The 17,622-nt window shown below is 71.1% G+C and carries 11 protein-coding genes; 1 reads left to right on the top strand and 10 read right to left on the bottom strand.

Annotation, left to right across the window (positions count from 1 at the left end; genetic code table 11):
* From KDL01_RS28330 to KDL01_RS28295, 8 genes are all read right to left on the bottom strand, one after another.
* A partial coding sequence (locus tag KDL01_RS28330; RefSeq protein ID WP_212531685.1) for a hypothetical protein occupies positions 1–242 on the bottom strand: 242 nt, incomplete at its 3' end.
* A 60-nt stretch (positions 243–302) separates the two neighbouring features.
* Entirely contained in the window at positions 303–1,901 is a 1,599-nt protein-coding gene (locus KDL01_RS28325; protein WP_246577117.1) for an MFS transporter, read from the bottom strand.
* A gap of 370 nt (positions 1,902–2,271) precedes the next feature.
* The gene (locus KDL01_RS28320) at positions 2,272–3,270 is read right to left on the bottom strand and encodes a DUF3048 domain-containing protein (RefSeq protein WP_212531684.1); all 999 of its coding nucleotides are present in this window, start codon (positions 3,268–3,270) and stop codon (positions 2,272–2,274) included.
* Between the two features lie 100 nt (positions 3,271–3,370).
* Complete coding sequence (locus KDL01_RS28315) at positions 3,371–4,222, bottom strand: MBL fold metallo-hydrolase (protein WP_212531683.1); 852 nt, start codon at positions 4,220–4,222, stop codon at positions 3,371–3,373.
* A gap of 40 nt (positions 4,223–4,262) precedes the next feature.
* Positions 4,263–4,547 (bottom strand): hypothetical protein, encoded by a 285-nt coding sequence (locus KDL01_RS28310; protein WP_212531682.1) that lies wholly within the window; start codon positions 4,545–4,547, stop codon positions 4,263–4,265.
* Between the two features lie 138 nt (positions 4,548–4,685).
* Entirely contained in the window at positions 4,686–4,859 is a 174-nt protein-coding gene (locus KDL01_RS28305; RefSeq protein ID WP_212531681.1) for a hydrophobic protein, read from the bottom strand.
* Between the two features lie 110 nt (positions 4,860–4,969).
* Positions 4,970–5,758 (bottom strand): hypothetical protein, encoded by a 789-nt coding sequence (locus KDL01_RS28300; protein ID WP_212531680.1) that lies wholly within the window; start codon positions 5,756–5,758, stop codon positions 4,970–4,972.
* Positions 5,755–6,351 (bottom strand): hypothetical protein, encoded by a 597-nt coding sequence (locus KDL01_RS28295; protein ID WP_212531679.1) that lies wholly within the window; start codon positions 6,349–6,351, stop codon positions 5,755–5,757. Before KDL01_RS28295 ends, KDL01_RS28300 begins: the two co-directional genes overlap by 4 nt.
* Before the next feature lie 162 nt (positions 6,352–6,513).
* On the opposite strand from KDL01_RS28295, the gene KDL01_RS28290 reads away from it, so the two are divergent.
* Positions 6,514–7,197, top strand: coding sequence for a DNA alkylation repair protein (locus KDL01_RS28290; RefSeq protein WP_212531678.1), 684 nt, complete (start codon positions 6,514–6,516; stop codon positions 7,195–7,197).
* 26 nt (positions 7,198–7,223) lie between these two features.
* Here the strand turns inward: KDL01_RS28290 and KDL01_RS28285 are convergent, their stop codons facing one another.
* Both KDL01_RS28285 and KDL01_RS28280 read right to left on the bottom strand, forming a co-directional pair.
* Complete coding sequence (locus tag KDL01_RS28285) at positions 7,224–16,658, bottom strand: Tc toxin subunit A-related protein (protein ID WP_212531677.1); 9,435 nt, start codon at positions 16,656–16,658, stop codon at positions 7,224–7,226.
* Between the two features lie 75 nt (positions 16,659–16,733).
* The coding region (locus tag KDL01_RS28280; RefSeq protein ID WP_212531676.1) for a hypothetical protein at positions 16,734–17,622 on the bottom strand (889 nt) is incomplete at its 5' end.

Raw genomic sequence — 17,622 nt, 5'->3', positions numbered from 1 at the left:
TCCAGCACAGCGAACGCGGCGAGTTCGGCGAGTTCCGTCTCACGGCCGATCAGCCGGGTCGGCGCGATCCGCTCCACCTGTTTGGCATAGGCCGAATGGGTGAAGGGCTGCTCCGGCGGCTGATGCAGGTGGAGGTGGTCGATCCGCAGCGCCGCGACGCCGCCCGAGGAAGCCCGGATACTGACATCCCCGCCGATCGCGGCCGACGAGTCGCCGCCGGCCGCCACTGCCCCCTCGGACACCCCGAATCTCCCGATCTGTGCGGCCTACCGGACAGGCTGGTGCCAGAGGCCAGGCTACCGTCACGCTCGGCCGTACGGCGTGGTCGGAGCTTCTTCGGGCTCGACGATCTCGGCCTGCTTCCCGTAGCGCAGGCCGAAGAACGCGACGACGGCCGCCGCGGCCATGATGCCGGCCATCGCGTAGAGCACGGTCTGGGTCGCCTGGGCGAAGTCGACCCGGAAGAACTGCGGGATCGAGCTGTTGCTCGTACCCGCCTGGATCTGGGAGAGCCGGGAGGCGGTCGCGGCGGCCTGGCCGGCGGACATGCCCTGGGCGGTGAGCGAACCGGTCAGCTCGGTGCGCAGCCGGGTGACCAGGACGGTGCCGAGCACGGCGAGGCCGAGGCTCGCGGCGTAATTGCGCACGGTCTGGGTGATGCCGGTCGCCTCGCCGTAGGACAGGCGCGAGGCGCGGTTGACCGCGTCGGTGTTGGACGGGGTGAGCATGAAGCCCATGCCCGCGCCGGCCAGGACGATGTCCCACTGCTGCGAGCTGAAGCTGAGCGAGGGCGCATCTCCGGCCCACAGGTAGAAGCCGATCGCGGCCAGGACGCAGCCGAGCACGACCGGGCGCTTGGCGCCGTTCGCGTCGAACATGCGGCCGCCGAGCTGGGAGGCGACGACGAACCCGATGAAGAAGTAGAGCAGGAAGACGCCCGCCTCGGACGAGCTGTCGCCGAGCGCGATCTGCGCGTACTCGCTGGAGAAGAAGAACACCGGGATGAACACGAGCATCGAGATGAACAGGATCGCGTTCTGTACCGCGAACGGCCGAACGGAGAAGATGCTCAGCTGGATCAGCGGCGAGGCGGTCGTGCGTTCGACGTACACGTAGACGGCCAGCAGGCCGATGCCCGCGGCGATGCAGACCCAGATGGCCGGGTTGGACCAGCCCCAGATCTGGGACTGCTGGAAGCCGAAGACGCTCAGGCCGATACCGCAGGCGATCAGGGCGAGGCCGCGATAGTCGATCGGGGCCGGGCGGGTGGCGGTGACCGGCTTGGAGATCCTCGTCAGGATCAGCGCGATCACCGCGACCGGCACGTTCACCCAGAAGATGGCCCGCCAGGTCCATTCGGTCAGGTAGCCGCCGAAGATCGGGCCGATCGCGGTCAGGCCGCCGGCAATGCCGAAGAACAGCGCCAGCGCCCGGCCCCGCTCGCTCAGCGCGAAGCCCTGCACCACGATCGCCAGCGCCGCGGGGAACATGATCGCGCCTCCGAAGCCCTGCAGCGCCCGGAACCCCACGATCCACGCCTCGGCCGCACTGCCCTTGGGGGTCAGGCCGCACATGAACGAGGCGAAGGCGAACACGACGACGCCGAGCACGACCATCCTGCTGTGCCCGACGCTGTCGGCCAGCCGCCCGCCGAACGCGAAGAAGGCGGCCAGCGCGAGCAGGTACGCGTTGACCGCCCACTGGACGCCGGTGCTGGTCAGGTTCAGCTCGTGCTGGATCTGGGGCACGGCGATCGAGACGATGGTCTGGTCGATGAAGGTCATCGAGACGGCGAAGATCATCGCCGCGAGGACCAGGTAGCGCGAGCCTCCCGCGTTGCCGCGGCCGTCGCCGCCCGCGTCGGTGCCCGCGCTCGTTCTCGCGTTGGTCGATCTGCTCAAGGCTCGAACCTCCGGCTCGCCCCCACGACGTACGCTTGCATATGACAGCGGGCGCCGCTCCCGTTCCGGGCGCCGGACCCAGATCAAAGTTGTCACGCCGGGCCGCACGCCGCGCGCCGGAGGGCGATCGGAGCCCCGGCGCGGGTGAACCGCACCGAGGCGGCCGGTCTCACCATCCGGCCGTAAGCGTGACATCCGAAGGAGTGAACCCGCACCGCGCGGAGAACCGCCGCACCCGCCCGTCCAGATCAGCCTCGGTCGCCACACGTATGTCGATGTCGGCCGCAGTACGCCACGGTATGGCCCACGCCGCCGCCGGCGTCGACGAGGTATCAACGAGGTATCGACGAGGGCTGTCTTCGACGAAGACCTAGCTGCCTTCCAGGACGATCCAGGTCCGGCCGGGTGTCAGCAGCATGATGGTGCCCGAGACGGTGTAGCTCGTGGGTGAGTCGTTGTTCGGCTTGGACCACTGCCCGTGCCACACCTGACCGTCGCGGTAGAAGTCGGCCGAACCGGAGCCGGTAGTCTCGGAGAAGACCTCGTTGTCCGGGTGGCCTGCGTTGTGGTCGGTGTACTTGCCCGCGACCACCTTGACGTGCTGGATGATCACGTTGTCGGCGGACGCGCGCCCCTGGCCGGTGGACGTCACGGCCCGGCCGTCCACGGACACCAGCCACTTCTGGCCCGAGGCGGTGAACTCGAACGCGGCGGCGGGCATCTTCGCCGACACGGACGTGGCCGGCTGGCCGCCGCCGGGCGCGGAGCCGAAGCGGAAGCCGACGTCCTTGGTCTGGGCCAGGTTCGGATACGTGGAGAAGATCTGGGACGGGGTGATGAACGTCGGCGAGCTGCCGGCGTTGCTGAACAGGCTGGCGTTGATCTCCGGGGTGATGTTCTGCACGTTCGCAGCGGCGAGGTCCGGCAGCAGGCCGGAGATCGCACCCGAGTACGCGAGCCCGACCCGGCCGAACGGCTCGAGCAGCGGGATGTCGGTCTGGCGCGCGCTGCGCACCGGGCCGACCTTCGACGGGGCGGTCGAGCTGTCGAAGATGGCCAGGTAGCGGCTCAGGCCGCCCTCGACCTGGATGACGTAGACGAGGTCCGCCGAGTTCAGACCGGTCTGCTGGGTCTGCGCCACGCCGACGTTGTCGATCTTGACCGCGAGGACGTGGCCGCCGTTACCCGGCTCCCCGGTCAGTGGATTCGTCGCCGGGGCGCCGGAACTGGAACAGCCTGCGGCGAACAGCAGGGCTCCGGCGGTGGCGGTCGCGGCGAGCGCCGCGGCCAGACGTGCCGGGCGGTGGCGGTGGGGTCCGCGGACGCGGGTTCGGGCGCGGAGCAATCCGGTGACAGCCCGGGTCCTCATACGTTCACCTGCCGAATCCACTGTGTGGGCCGCATCCAGCTCGCGCACGTAACGGTATTGCCGAGGCGGCCCCGACCGCCCGTCAACGCGCCGTAGCCCGCTACCCGATTAACGCCTCGTACCCGCGCCGCACGGCCTGCCCGAGGCCGGCGCGCGGCAGCGTCCAGGCGCCTTCGTCGAGCGCAGCCTCGACGGCGACGCCCGCGATGTGCAGGCGGGTGATCTCGCGGGCGACGGCGTCTATCGCGGCCCGCTGGCGCCGGACGAAGTCCGCGTCGACCGGCTCGCCGTGCCCGGGTACGACCACGGTCCCCGGACCCATGAGCGCCAGCGCGCGTTCGAGTGTCGCGGCCCATTCGAGCGGGAACGAGTCGGGGCCGTACGCGGGCGGCCCGGACTGCTCGACCAGGTCGCCCGCGAGCAGCACATCGGCGTCGTCCACCCGGAGCCAGAGGTCTCCGGCGGTGTGGCCGCGGCCGAGGTGGAGCAGCTCGAGCGCCCGGTCTCCGAGGTCGATCACGGCGCGCTCCTCGACCAGTTCGGTGGGCGCGGCGACTTCGAGTTCGTCCAACCTCGCCGCCGCCCAGCCGGGGTCTTCGGCCGCCTCGGCGCGCAGCTGCTCCAGCAGCGCCTTGGTCACGGGCGCGGCGAGGTCGAACTCGGAGCCGGCGGGCACACTGGCGTGGCCCCAGATCCGCGCGGGCGGGGTCAGCCGCGGGGCGACGAACTCGACGTTGCCCCACACGTGATCGAAGTGCGCGTGGGTGTTGACCACCCAGCGGATCGGCGCCCCCGTCAGCGTCCGCAGGGACTCCTTGAGCTCGCGGCCCTCGGCCGGCGAGCAGCGGGTGTCGACCACCGCGACGCCGTCCGCGCCGACCACGGCGGTCACCGTCACGTCGCACGGATCGAAGCGCGCGCGGTAGACCCGCTCTGCGGCTTCCTGCCACATCTCAGCCTCCTGAATTACTCACGTCTCCTGATGAATCTTCTCATTCTCCTGAATGCGCGGAGCGATAGTGGCTCTCGGCCATCTCGTTGCACAACACGCACTGGGGCGCCGCGCTCGGCCCGGGGATATCGCCCGTCTTCACCGGCTTCCCGCAGATGCATTCGGCATCGTGCGGCGCCACCCGTTTGGTGGCGAAGGCGGGGAAGCACAGGAAGCAGACGATGTGTCGGAAGTTGTCCGCGATCGCATCCTCGTGCTGCCGGCTCAGTTCGGTTTCGGTCTGCTCGTCCTCGTCGACGAGGGTATCGGTGTCCGGAATGGTCATCGTGCGCCCTCCTTCATTTCACCCTCTGCGTTCGGTTCGGACAGGCGAGTGCCCCGATCCGGCGGCGTGGCGCGCACGCGCTGGAATCGGGGCGGAATTCGCCGTGCTCCGGTCATGGCCGCGGGGGCCGTGCGTTCGTCACCACCGGCCGTACCAGCGGCGGCGCCCGCTCGCGCCCTCGCCCACCCTGACCAGGAAACCGACCAGCCAGACGACGAACACGATCACGGCGATCCACCACAGCACGTGGGCGGCGAATCCCAGTCCGCCGAGCACCAGGGCCAGCAGCAGGACCAGAAGGATGACACCCATAAGATTTGCTCCTCACGCATCGAGGTTCGTGGGAATTCGACGAATTTCCGTTCGAATCCTCGATTGACGGGTTACCGTTCCCGTTCTCGGCAAACGGTCGGAGCGAGGGCCTATGAGGAAACCGCGGGTGAGACGGCGTCGGTCTCCTGCTCGTGCTCGGGCAGAAGCACGCCGATGAAGGCGCGGTACTGGCGCAGGGCCAGGCGCAGCTGCTCGGTGTCGGACGCCGCGCCCCCCTCGGCCGCCAGCTCGCCGCTGCGCGTGTTGAGCGCGGTGAGCAGGGAGGCGGTGATGCCCTGGACCAGGGCGTCGGCGTGCTGCACGGCGGTCGGCGGGTCCTCGACGAAGGAGACCTGGATGCGGGTCCACTCGGTGAGGAACTCCTGCTGCTCGTCGGCGCTCAGCAGCGGCTCCGCGCCCCTGCCGAGGTTGCGGCCGCCGAGGTCCTCCGGCTTGGCGACGCCCTCGGGCTGCGCGGCGAACTCGTCGCGCTGCGGGTTGAGCTCCTCGGGCTGGGGCGTGACGAAGGCGGTCTGCGGGCCCGCCTCGTCGGGCTGCGGCGTGAGGTCGTAGGCACCCGCCGCGGCATCCTCGTCCCTGTACTCGGACCGGAACCCGGACTCGGGCTCGGACTTCTCGGACTCCTCGGACTCCGACTCGGACTCGGGCTCCAACTCGGGCTCCTCGGATTCGTCGAGCTCGTCGAACTCGCCGGTCTCGTCGAGCTCGTCCGCCTCGTCGGATTCCTCGTCCGCCTCGTCGCTCTGGGCGGCCGTGGTCGTGGTCGTGGTCTGCGGCGCCGCGGCGGCGTCCTGCTCGCGCGGCCAGTACTCCTCGTTCTCCTCGAGGCCGTCGTCGATGCCGGTGTCGCGGGCCATCTTGTGGTCGGTGCTGCTCATCGGGTGGCCTCCTGGCTGTTGCTGGTACGGGAGCTGACGGCGCCTTCGGCGGGCGCGTCCGGCTGGGCGCCGGGGTCGGCGATCAGTTCGTTGAAGAGCGTGTAGTAGGACAGGATCGCCTGGCGCAGTTCCTCCGTCGGGATGCTCGTCGGGTCCTCGACGGCGCGGCGGTTGGTCTGCTGGGCGGCCCGGTAGTCGGCCAGGGCGCCGGCGTGTTCTACGGAGAGCAGCGCGAGCTGCTCCTGCTCGTCCTCGCCCGGGTAGCCCCGGGCCTTGAGCACGGTCGCGACCAGCCTCTCCGCGCTGTTGAGGGAGAGTGAGGGGTCGTCCAGGAACTCGCCCTGCAGGTGCTCCCAGGTGGTGGCGTAGTACGCCTGGTCCTCGGCGCTGATCGGGGTCAGCTGCAGCGCGTCGTGCTCCTTCTTGCGCCGCCGCAGTTCCCGGTCGACCTGCCGGGTGCTGCCGTAGTCCTGGGCCACGGTGTCGAGCTCGGGGCCGAAGGCCGCGCGCAGCCTGCGCTTGCCGGACCACCACGCGGTGACGGCCGCGGCGGCGAGGACCACAATGACGATGATCGTGATGAGTATGGCCATGATGCCCTTCTTCACGGGGGCCTTCCGTATGCCCCGCGCGGAGCTCTCTATCGGGCGAAGTGGAGAACTCTTCGAAAAAAATATCGGGCTCCCGCCGAGGCTCCCGGGAATCCTCGAACGCTGTGACACGGCGTATAGGCGCTGATAAGGCACAATGGCCTGGTGGGTGATCTGGCCGGGGAGCTGCTGCGGCGAGTCGAGCCGAGCTATCGGGCGGCCGCGGATCCGGCGCGGGCGGCGGCGCAGTCGGCTTATATGCGTGGACAATTCCCTTATCTGGGCATCCCGACGCCGCGGCGGCGCGCCCTGTCGCGGGCGGCGCTGGCCGGTACGGCCAGGCCCACGACGCGCGACTGCGCGCAGCTGGCGGACGCGTGCTGGCGGCTGCCCGAGCGCGAGTTCCGGTACTTCGCCGTGGACTACCTCGTGGCGCAGGTGAAGCGGTGCGACAGCAGCCTGCTTCCGGTGGTCGGGCGGCTGGTGACGACCGAGTCGTGGTGGGACACGGTCGACCCGCTCGCCTCACGCGTGGTCGGGCCGCTGGTCGCGGCGGATCCGGCGCTGGTGGCGACGATGGACGCGTGGGTGCGCGACGAGAACCTGTGGATCGTGCGCACAGCCCTGCTGCACCAGCTCCGCTTCAAGGACGCGACCGACGCCGCGCGGCTGTTCGCGTACTGCCGCCGTCAGGCCGGGCACCCGGACTTCTTCGTGCGCAAGGCCATCGGCTGGGCGCTGCGCGAGTACGCGTACACCGACGCCGACGCGGTGCGCGCGTTCCTCGCCGACGAGGCGCCCCGCCTCTCGGCCATGTCCATCCGAGAGGCGTCCAAGCACCTGTCTTAAGCGCCGACCGCGGACCCGACCGCGCGTCAGCTCGCCTTGTAGCTGACCAGGAGCAGGATGTCGGCGACCTGGGCCGGGTCCAGGTGGCCGGTCGGTGTGGTCAGGGTCCAGGTACCGAGCATCGGGCCGCTGACCGGCAGGGTGGAGGACATCAGGGGCGTGTCGGGGACCGCCGTCCACGCGGAGCCGGTGGCCCCGTTGAGCGCGACGGTGAGGGTCCCGGGGGTGACCGGCGCCTCGGCCGGCGGCACGAGCAGCGCCTGGGCCGAGGTGAACGTCAGGGTCATGCCGTTGAGGAAGTACGGGACCTGCCGGTCGGTGAAGGCGAAGGAGGTGCTCGTGTTCGCCGGCGCGGTGCCGCCGGTGAGCTGGTGGTAGGCGGCCGGGAAGTCGTGCCTGAGACTGACCAGCCGGTGCAGGCCGGTGCTCGCGGCGTACTGGGTCAGGTCGGTGACGATCGCGGTCTCGACCGTGTCGCGGAACGCGTCGTCGTCCAGCGCGGTGTAGCTCAGGTGCACCACCACGTCCGAGATCGTCCGGTAGTCGAAGGAGCGCAGCTTCCCGGGCAGCTCGATCCGCCAGCTGCTGACCGCGCCGGCGCCTTCGAAGGGGAGGTAGCGCTCGTCCCGGAAGCCGAGTTCGAACACGCCCGCGTCGTTCACGGCCGAGCTGGTGGCGATCGCGGAGGCCAGCTTGGGCTGCGCGGGCACGGCGACGAGGCCGGCCGGGCCGGTGGAGGCGGTCGCGCGCACCGAGCTGGCGGTCATGGTGAGCTTGGCGCCGACGTTGACGTACGGGCCGGTCACCCCGGGCAGCGTCACCCGCACGGACTTGACCAGCCGCTTGTAGTGGCCCGGGTAGACGATGTCGAACAGCAGCTCGGGCAGGTCGAAGCTGCACCCGCCGGTCTCACGCAGGGTGCTGAGCGCCCCGGGGTCTACCAGCGAGAGCGCGAAGTGCTGGGTCAGCTCGTAGCGGCGGGTGTTGCCGGCCAGGTAGGCGTTCTCCATCTGCACCAGCTGCACGAGCAGCCGCTCGGCGCTCAACAGCCCGGCCTTGTCGCCGCTCCAGTTGTCCGGCGCGACGAACATCGTGCTGTCGTCGAGCTCGTACTTGTAGGCCAGCTGGGCGGCCTGGGCGAGCTGGTAGGCGGCGTCGTACGCCTGGCGGTGCAGCGTGGTGAGGGTGCGGGCGAGGTAGGTGAACAGGCCGAGGCCGGTGAACTTGCCCTTGTAGAACGCGTCGAGCTCGGCGGCGTTGGCGATCTGGGTCTTGTGGATGTCGAGTTCGCTCTGGGTGTAGGCGGCCTTCTGCTGGGCGGCCTGGAGCTGGGCCGTGGTGGTGGCGACGTCCTGCTGGGCGAGGGTGAGCTGCTGCTGCCACTCCTGGTTGCGGCGGTCGAACCCGGCCTCCATCTGCGCGGCGCCGGCGATGACCTCGAGGATCGAGGCCATGGTGGAGGTCCAGTCGGCGAACTCCACGCCGCTGTGCCCGAGCTCCTGGCCGCCGTACTTCATCGCGAAGGGGCTGCCGATCTGCGGGATGAGGTAGGTGATCGCGGCCATCAGGTGCACGCCGCTCTCCACCCCGCGCAGCACGGCCGCGGTGTTGCGCATGTCCTCTTCCAGGTGCTCCCAGCCGGTCAGGCCGTTCTGGACCAGGCCCTGGTAGTAGTCGACCTTGTTCTGCGCGTTGGTCTGCGTGCCGGTGGCCGCGGTGACCTGGAACTGGGCCTCTTGGACCTGGGCCGTCTTCACGTCCGTGGTCATCTGCAGGACGGTGCGCTGGTGCAGCGACTCGAGCAGGGTGAGCTCCTCGGCGTCCTTGCGCTCGAGCGCGGAGAGCAGGGCGGTGCCGAAGGAGGAGACGGTCTGCGCGGCGGCCCGCGCGCGTTCGAGCATGAAGGTGAAGCGGTAGGGCGGCACCGGGGCGGCGAGGGCGGCGGTGGCCTCCTCGATGGACATCCCGGCGGCCTGCGCGCGCACCAGGTCCATCGGGTCGATGGGCGGGGCGAACAGGGCCAGCTGGCGTCGCACGCCACTGATGTTCATGCAGTTGCGGATCTTGTAGAGGCGGTCGGCCACCCGGTCCCAGAGCGCGAGCAGGTTGCTGTTCGGCGGGACGCAGAACACGAGCGTGCTCTGCATGACGAGCTGCGGGGCGTGGTAGATCGGGACGCGCTGCTTGGTCCACTGCGCGGGCTGGTCCACCCACTTCGCGGCGAGGCCGGAGGCGACGGCGTACGGCAGGACCTTGAGCATGTCGAACCGGGCGACGGCGGACGAGCCGGCGTTCGAGGCCGGGGAAGTGGAGGCAGACGCCGCCGACACGTGGGCGACGAGCGCGGTCTCGGCCGCCGTGGACGTGGCCGCAAGCTGCGTCCACTGGAACTGGTAGTACCAGTTCTCCAGGGTGACCAGGAAGTCGGAGGCGCTGCCCAGGCTCGGTGCGATCGCCGCGTAGGTCAGCTTGCTCTCGTCGAGCACCTCGCACTCGCCGAGGGAGACCGGGCGCGGGCCGAGGATCTCGTCGGCGAGGACGTAGAGCATCGTCGCCTCGTTGATCGACTCGGTGGTGTCCTGCGAGAAGAGCGAGTCGCCCCAGTCTAGCAGGTTGCCGATGAACTGCATGACGATCGCCTTCTGGAACGCGCTGGGCCGCAGCCGGCCGATGGCGAAGGGGTTGAAGGGGTCGTCGCGGTACGCGGCGAGCGCGGCCGGGTCGGTCAGCTGCTGTTGCAGCGTGGGGACGGTCAGGCCGCGGAATCCGACATAGCGCCAGTTGCGGTCGGCCGGGGTGGCGTCGCTCGGGGAGGAGGCCGCGGTGGGGTCGAAGACGTACTCGAACCACTTCATCGCGTCCGCGTACTGCCCGGCCGCGTTCAGCTGCTCGGCCACCAGCCACGGGATGTGCAGGTAGAGCTCCTGGAAGTAGGCGCCGAACGCGCCGGCCAGGTCGATGTGGTTCGGGTCGTCGTCCGGGCCGCTCAGCTGCGCCGGGTCGGTGATCTTGAACGGCAGCGGCTTCTCCACCGCCGCGACCTGGGTGGCGAGGTCGAGCAGCTGGTCGAGGCCTGATTCGGCGTTGGTCTGGCCGAGATAGTCGGCGACCGAGGTGGACAGGCGCACCAGGCCGCGCGGGGCGAGGATCGGGGTGAGCAGGACCGGGTCGGGCACCCGTACCGCGCGGTCCGCGACCGAGATCGCGGTGGAGATCAGGGAGTGCGCCTGCACCTCGGGTTCCGCGTCGACGTTCCGGAGCACGGAGTCCTCGGTCTGCTGCCTGGTCGGGCGGTAGCGCAGGGAGCTGTGTTCGTGCACCAGGTACTGCTGGTCGCCGATCTGCACCACGGACTCCGGGAAGCCCCGGTGCACCGCGTTCATGAAGTAGCGCCGGCCGGGGTCGGTCTCGGCGCGGTCCTCGTACGGGTAGCCGGTGGTGACGATCGTGTGCGGGGTGGCCACGGCCGTGCCCTGCTCGCGGGTGAGGTCGAAGTCGACCTCGGTCCCGTAGCTCGCGGTCTCGATGCCGAGGTAGGCGGTGGAGCCGTCCGAGTAGATGCCGAGCGCGGTGCCGGAGGGCAGGGCGGGGATGCCGCCGCCGGTCACCAGCCGGTTGTGGAACAGGTCGAGGCTGCGGTCCCAGTAGTAGGGGCTGATGTTCTGGTTGTAGTAGCGCAGCACGATGCCGTTGCCGACGAGGACCGGGTAGGACTTCTCGTAGGTCTTCGAGGCCTCCATCGCGTCGATGTTGTCCTCCGGCGAGGCGTAGTAGCCGGAGTAGACCTCGTCGACCGCGGAGAGCTCCTCCTTCGGGGAGGGGTAGAGCCAGTCCACCTTCTGCGGCGTGCGCCAGGTGCCGTCCGGCTGGAGCAGCGAGTACACCAGCTTGATCTGGACCTGGTAGTAGTCGGTGGTGGACGCGCCGCCGGAGATGGTGGTGTGGTCCTTGACCGTCCCGTCCGCCCAGAACACCATCAGCCGGCCCAGGTGCATCGCGGCGGAGACGTACGGGGCGTCGATGGGCAGGTCGACGGTGGTCCACGGGGTCCAGGTGGTGGTGTCCCAGCTGCGGTAGTAGAAGGTGGGCGGGTCCTGCCGGGTGCGGCCGAAGAAGTAGTAGGTGTGGTTCGGCTCGTCGTAGAAGCTGCCGCAGATGCGCAGGTGCGCGAGGTCGGCCAAGTCGGCCAGGTAGCCGGAGTACGCGTCACCCGCCGAGGCGTCGGTGATCTGCCGCTGCAGCAGCGTGTTCTCCAGGTCCTCGAACGCGGGGGTCTTGTCGTCGCGCAGGCCCGGGTCCATGTAGGACTCCGGGTAGAGGAAGACCTCGCGGTTGGCCTGCCACACCCGGAAGTTCTGCCGCCAGGACCACTCGACCGCGGGGATCGCGCTCGGGTCCACCTTGATCCGGGTGACCGTGGTGATGGACGGGTCGGACTGCTCGAGGCCGGTGGTGCAGCGCTGGACGTAGAGCTGCACGCTGGAGATCGCGGCGACGACGCGGGAGGTGCGGGTGCAGCCGCTGGTCTCCACGTCCAGCAGGAAGTAGTCGTACAGGTCGTCGTCGCCGCCGAAGTGCAGTTCGGGGCGGCCGTCGATGATGTAGCCGCACAGCGCGTCGCGCTTGAGGGTGTTGACGCGGTCCTGGTAGGGCTCGAGCGCGGTGTCGCGCGCGGTCTCGTCGGTGTACTGCGCGCCGATCGCGCCGTAGGCCACCTGCGCGGCGGCGGTGAGCGAGGCGAAGTCGGCGTCCGCGCCGAGCTTGACGAGGGAGTACGCGTTGACGCCGAGGGTCTTGCAGAGCGTGGCGAGCGCGTCGACGCGTTCGAGCGCTGCGATGGCGACGGTGGGCAGGGGTGCGGCGGTGAGGACCGAGGCGATCAGGCTCTGGTCGACGGTGAGCAGGTCGGCGAGGCGGGCCCGGTCGTCGGTGCTGAACGCGCCGCCGCCGGCGTACGAGGTGAGCAGCGCCTGGGTGAGTGTGGAGGCGTCGGCGCCGGATCCGGTCGCGGTGGCCGTCGCGAGGGAGGAGGTGGCGGCGGCCGGGGACACGACCCGGCCGACGTACCCGGTGTACGCGGCGACGGCCTGGACGTCGGCGAGCTTGAGCGCGGAGCGGTCGGCGATGCCGAGCTGCGCGGAGTTCGCGGTGAGGTAGTCGACCTCGGTGTCGGGGAGCTGGAGCTGCGCGAAGAGCAGCACGTCGCGCTCGAGCAGGCGCACGAGGTCGGTCAGCGGCTGGAGCGCGGCCGGGTTGTCCGGGACGCCGTCGGTGAACGTGGCGGCGAGCGCGGTGTGGATCGCGGCGGCGGTGATGTCCTGGCCGGTCCAGCTGAGCACGTCGGTCAGGCGGCCGGCGCCGATGGTGAACGCGCCGCACAGGTTGGTCTCGAGCGTGGCGATCGAGTCAGGCGCGGGGCCGCCGGGCGGGGCGGCCGCCTGGACCCGCTGCACGAGGGCTGCGATGGTCTGCGGGGTGGTGGCGAACTTGACCGTGGGGCTTTCGACCCCTGAGACGATCAGCTGGAGCTGCCCGACGGTGAACGCGGCGGCGCCGAGCCAGCTGCCGAAGGCCTGCATCGCCTCGACCTGGTCGAGCGTGGTCACCGGCACGGCCGCGGCGCCCTGGACGAGGGCGAGCGCGGCGATCAGGTCGCTGACGCCGAGCCCGAGCGTGCGCCCGACCAGCACCTGGCGGTAGAGCAGGGACAGCCGGCCGCGGTCGAGCGTGCAGTGGCCGTTGGCGGTGAACGGCAGGTCCGCCTTGACGAGGTCGAACAGCAGCAGCAGGTCGGTCTCGCTGATGCCGAGCCCGGCGAGCAGCAGCGGGGTCTTCGGGTCGATGACGGGGGTGCCGCTGCCGAGGGTGGTGTCGAGCGAGTAGTGGTAGTAGTCGGCGCTCTGGTTGAGCTCGCCGGTGCTGGTGTCCTTGATCCCGAAGATGTCGACGAGGTCGAAGACCTGCTCGTAGAGCAGCCGGTCGGAGGCGTGCGCGGGCTGGAGCGGGAAGGCCGCGGAGACCGGCATGGCGCCGATCAGCGCGCACAGCTGCGCCGCGGTCAGCCCTGTGCCGCCGGTGGCCGCGGCGGAGGCGACGGCGGAGGCCGAGGTGCGCTGCACGGTGACGAGGCGTCCGACCAGGTCCACGGTCGGGGCGTCGAGCGCGGCCTGGCCGGTGAGCAGGCCGGCCTGTTGGGCCGTCAGCAGGATCAGGTCGAGGTCGGTCAGGGCCCAGCCGAGCGGGGCCGCGGCCAGCGGGGCGGCCAGGCGCAGGAAGCGGAAGGCGGTGTCGGCGCGGGCGGCGGTGAGGTTCTGCAGCAGCTCGGGGAAGTTCTGGATCTCGCCGCTCACCGGCTGCTTGACCACGGTGACCGAGGCCAGGTCGGGGTCGCTGCGCAGCGCGAGCAGCGAGGTCAGCTGGTCCCGGGTGATCCCGGTGCGCCGCAGGAAGCTCTGCACCGGCAGGTTCGCGAGGTCGGCGGCGGAGGCGAGGCCGAGCCGGGTGACCACTCCGGTCGGGTCGGTGGTCTCGACGACGGTGGCGTCGTCCGGCGAGAGGCCCGCGGCGGCGCGGTGCACGCTCGCGGCCGGGGACTGCAGGGTCTGGTAGACCTGCGCCGCGGTCAGGCCGAAGTACCCGAGGTAGAGCCCGAGTTCGGCGAAGGGCAGGCTGAACGGGACCTGGCAGGTGGCCTTATTCGTCGGGTCGCTCAGCACCTGGTAAGGGTCCTTGCCCAGCAGCTTGGTCAGCGCGGCTTCGAGGACCTCGTCCACGATCTGCAGGTAGGGGATCAGGGTGTTGGTGTTGTCGCAGGTGAGCTGGAGCGTCCACAGGTCGGGGCGGCGGTTCTGGAGGTAGAGCGGGTGGTTGGTGAGCTTGGGGGTGACGAACACGGGGGTGGAGACGTACTGGTCGGTGAAGTGCATCAGGTCGATGAAGTACGCGGCCGGGCTCAGCACGGACTGGCAGTCCCCGCAGTCGCAGTAGTCCTGCGGGCCGAACAGCTGGGCCAGGCCGTCGATCTTGAGCAGGTCGTCGAGCAGCTGCGGGCCGGCGTTGTTGTTCACCGGGAGCTTCATGTAGGGCCCGGTGAGCAGGTCGCTCGCGGAGCCGTAGACGTGCGCGACCTGGAGGGCGTGGTTCTGCGCCCGCGCGTAGGTCAGGGCCGCGGTCCCGGCGTCGAGCCCGCTGGCGAGGGCGAAGGCGTCCGGGGTGAGCACGGTGATGGCCTGGGCCGAGTCGAAGCCGTTGCGGGCGAGGGTGACGCGGGTGTCGGTGGTGTCGGCGAGCGCGAGCAGCCGCTGGTAGGAGCTCAGCTCCTTGAGCACCTGCGGCCGGTCCGCGTCCGAGACGCCCTGCCAGCTCAGGGCCGAGACGTCGCCGGTGGCCAGGCTCACGGTGCGTACGTCCACGGTCGGGTTGTCGCTGAAGAAGGTGGAGACCGGGTCGTCGCCTTGGGCCAGGCGCGCGGCGAGGGCCTGGGTGGGGTAGCTCAGTTCCAGGCTGAGCTGGATGGTCGCGGCGTACTGCGCGACGGTCGTGCCGGGCGGGGTGGTGATCGAGTTCGCGGTCAGCCGCCGCGTCCACTGGTCGGTGCTCCATCCGGCGAGCACGTGCGGGGAGGCGGAGCCCTGCTGTTGCAGGATCTTGAGCAGCGGCGCGTTCGCGTCGGTGAGGTCGCCGAGATTGAGCAGGATCTTGAAACTCTGGGCCTGGTCCGCGGTGAGCGTCTGGGCGGTCACGAGTGAGGCGAGAGTGGAGTCCGGCGCGTCGGCGAGGGCGCTCGCCGCGGCGGTGACGGCGTCGGCGGCGGCTGCGGGCAGTGCGGCGAGACCGGCCAGGGCCGAGGTGGCGGCGGCCAGGACGTCGCCGCGCAGGATCGGGTTGTCGCGCACCGGAGTGTCGAGGTAGAGCGCCTGGCTGACGGTGACCGCGGGCCGGGCCGTGACGCGGCTGGAGGCGGTCGCGGCCTCGGCGGCGACGGCCGGGTCGGCGGCAGCGGCCTGGGTCAGCACGGTGGCGGCCAGTGCCGAGACGGTGCTCGTGGTGACGGAACGCCAGCTCAGTGCGTTGACGGCGCCGGCGCTGGCGGTCTGCAGAGCGGTGCTGACGGAGCCGAGCGCGGTGAGCACGGCCGCGCGCAGGGCGGCGTCGAGCCGGGTGTCCACCAAGGCGTTCGAGGTCGCAGAGGTCTGCTGGTAGCGGATCGCGGGCTGGGAGAGCTCGGCGCCCTGCGTCAACTGCTCGCCGCGCGCGCCGGCCGCCGCGGCCGCGATGGCCTGCGCGCACCCGCCTGCGGCGGCGCGCAGCGCGACCGGGGCGATGCCCTGGTCCACGGCCTTGGCCAGGTCGGCGCCGAGCCGGGCGGTCGTCAGGGCCGCGAGGCCTTCGAGCGTGCCGGGGTCGCCGACGCGGATGAGGCCGTAGTACGCGGCGGTCAGCAGCGGGGGCTTGTCGGCGGTGGCCGTGGCCGAGCCGGGCGCGGCGGCGAGGGCGACCGCGCTGATCAGGGTGTTGATGACGTCCGCGGGGTACCCCGTCTCCCCCACCAGGAACGCGGCGTCCTTCGCGGTCAGCCGCCCCAGGCCGGCGGGCGGCGGCTGGTCGAGCAGCCGGCCGACGCGGTCGACGACGCGCTCGTACTCGGACGGCAGGCCGGGCACGGCGGCGGGCAGGGTCAGGTCGACCACGAGGTGGCGCGGCGCGTTGAAGTGGACCGGCGAGGACACGCTGGGGACGCCGGCGCCGTCGAGGGCGCGCACCACGAGGTCGGCGGTGCCGAGGTCGGCGCGGGCGAACTGGCGGCGGGTGTAGCCGATGCGGTAGTCGCCGCGCACGTCGCTGCGGGTCTCGGCGGCGAAGTCGGGGGCGTGCGGGCCGAGCGGCTGCTCGCCGCTGAGATCCGTGTCATAGGCGCGGATCGCGACGTGCGCGGCGGGCTTGCCGTCGGGCCAGGTGAGGGTGCCGGTGACCGAGTAGTCGTCGTCCGGGTCGGGCAGCGGCGCGGCGCCGAGCAGGCTCGCGGCGAGCGAGCGGCCCCAGGCTCCGGTCTCCCCGCTCTCGCCGGGGCCGTCGGAGTCGCCGGGCTCTGCTTCGGCCTCGGCCGCCTCCACGGCTTGCGCCGCCTGCGCGGCCTGCGCCGCCTCCACCGCGGCCGCGGCCCCGGCGTCCGCCTCGAGCACCTCGACCACGATGTCCGCCGAGCCGTCCTCGGGCAGTTCGCTCAAGGCCGCGGACCAGGCCAGCACCTGGCCGGACTCGCCCACCGCGCAGCCGACCACCAGGATCTCGTCCGGCGGCATCTCGAATTCGAGCTCGTACCTGCCCTGCGGATCCGCGAAGCCCTGGGCCAGCGGCGTGGAGACGTTGCTCTGCGTGTCCCACCCCAGCACGGCCACCCGCTGGCCCGCGGCGGGCCGGCCGCCGCGATCCCGGACCACCCCGCGCATGACGGACGTCATCCTCGGTTCCCCTCCCCTTGACTCGCCGCGCACGCCCGCGTCCGCGGCCCGATCGAAGCTGGTCTGGCCACTTGCTCACTTGCTCACTTGCACGGCCTGGCTGGTGCGCGGATCGATGAACAGGTGTCGCTGGATCCTGATCTTCACCAGCTGCGGCCGCCCCGCCCGCTGCGCGGCCTGCTGCAGCAGCACCTGCGCCTCCAGGGTCTGCCGGTCCGCCCCGCGCATCTTGAGGTTGAACAGGGACAGGTCCACCGAGGTGCCCCAGGCGGTCTTGAGTTCGAGCAGGGTCGGCCCGGTGATGTCGTCCACGCCCTGCTGCGAGCCGGCGAAGCCGGACTCCTCGTGCACGACGCTGCCGGCCAGGCTCGAGCTGCCGGTGCGGTTGTACTCGGCGATGCCCGCCTGCACGGCCGCCTGTGTGTGCGGGTCGGTGACCGGACGGGTCCGGTCCAGGGTGGCCTTCACGTCGAAGCTGCGCGTGCTCTCCACCTTCGGCCGGCCCGCCGCGCGGTTGTCGGCGCGCTGCTGGAGGTAGGCGCCGCGTTCGTCGAAGCGGTAGGTCAGGCTCCCGTGCGGGTCAGCCTGGTCGGGCACGTCGCTGCCCCACTTGGTGTCGGTGACCGAGTTCGCCTTCCCCTCGGCCGCGAGGGTGAGCAGGCCGACGGCGTGGTCCACGTTCGCCGCCTTCTGCGAGGCGGTCTTCAGGTCGTCGCCCGCGGCCATGTAGATCAGCGTCACCGGCGCCTTGACGATGCCCATGCCGCTCGGGTCCACGGCGTGTCCGAGGTAGGCCATCTCGTCCTGGTTGCGCTCGTAGGCGGTGGGGAAGTGCTCGCGCCGGTACTCCTCGATCTCGGCGTGCCGCTGCTCCTCGCCCTGGCGGATCTCCTCGTCCGTGGACGCGCGGATCTCCATCCGCGGCTGCGGGTGCGGGTCGCGCGGGCGGTGCACGGCCGGGGGC

The sequence above is a fragment of the Actinospica durhamensis genome (genome assembly GCF_018139695.1).
In the GTDB taxonomy this organism is placed as follows: domain Bacteria; phylum Actinomycetota; class Actinomycetes; order Streptomycetales; family Catenulisporaceae; genus Actinospica; species Actinospica durhamensis.
This window is presented reverse-complemented; position numbering and strand designations above follow the sequence as displayed.

Coding starts and splice junctions, on each gene's coding strand:
- KDL01_RS28320 (WP_212531684.1), bottom strand. CDS start 3,270: ATGAGGACCCGGGCTGTCACCGGATTGCTCCGCGCCCGAACCCGCGTC.
- KDL01_RS28315 (WP_212531683.1), bottom strand. CDS start 4,222: ATGTGGCAGGAAGCCGCAGAGCGGGTCTACCGCGCGCGCTTCGATCCG.
- KDL01_RS28310 (WP_212531682.1), bottom strand. CDS start 4,547: ATGACCATTCCGGACACCGATACCCTCGTCGACGAGGACGAGCAGACC.
- KDL01_RS28305 (WP_212531681.1), bottom strand. CDS start 4,859: ATGGGTGTCATCCTTCTGGTCCTGCTGCTGGCCCTGGTGCTCGGCGGA.
- KDL01_RS28300 (WP_212531680.1), bottom strand. CDS start 5,758: ATGAGCAGCACCGACCACAAGATGGCCCGCGACACCGGCATCGACGAC.
- KDL01_RS28295 (WP_212531679.1), bottom strand. CDS start 6,351: ATGGCCATACTCATCACGATCATCGTCATTGTGGTCCTCGCCGCCGCG.
- KDL01_RS28285 (WP_212531677.1), bottom strand. CDS start 16,658: ATGACGTCCGTCATGCGCGGGGTGGTCCGGGATCGCGGCGGCCGGCCC.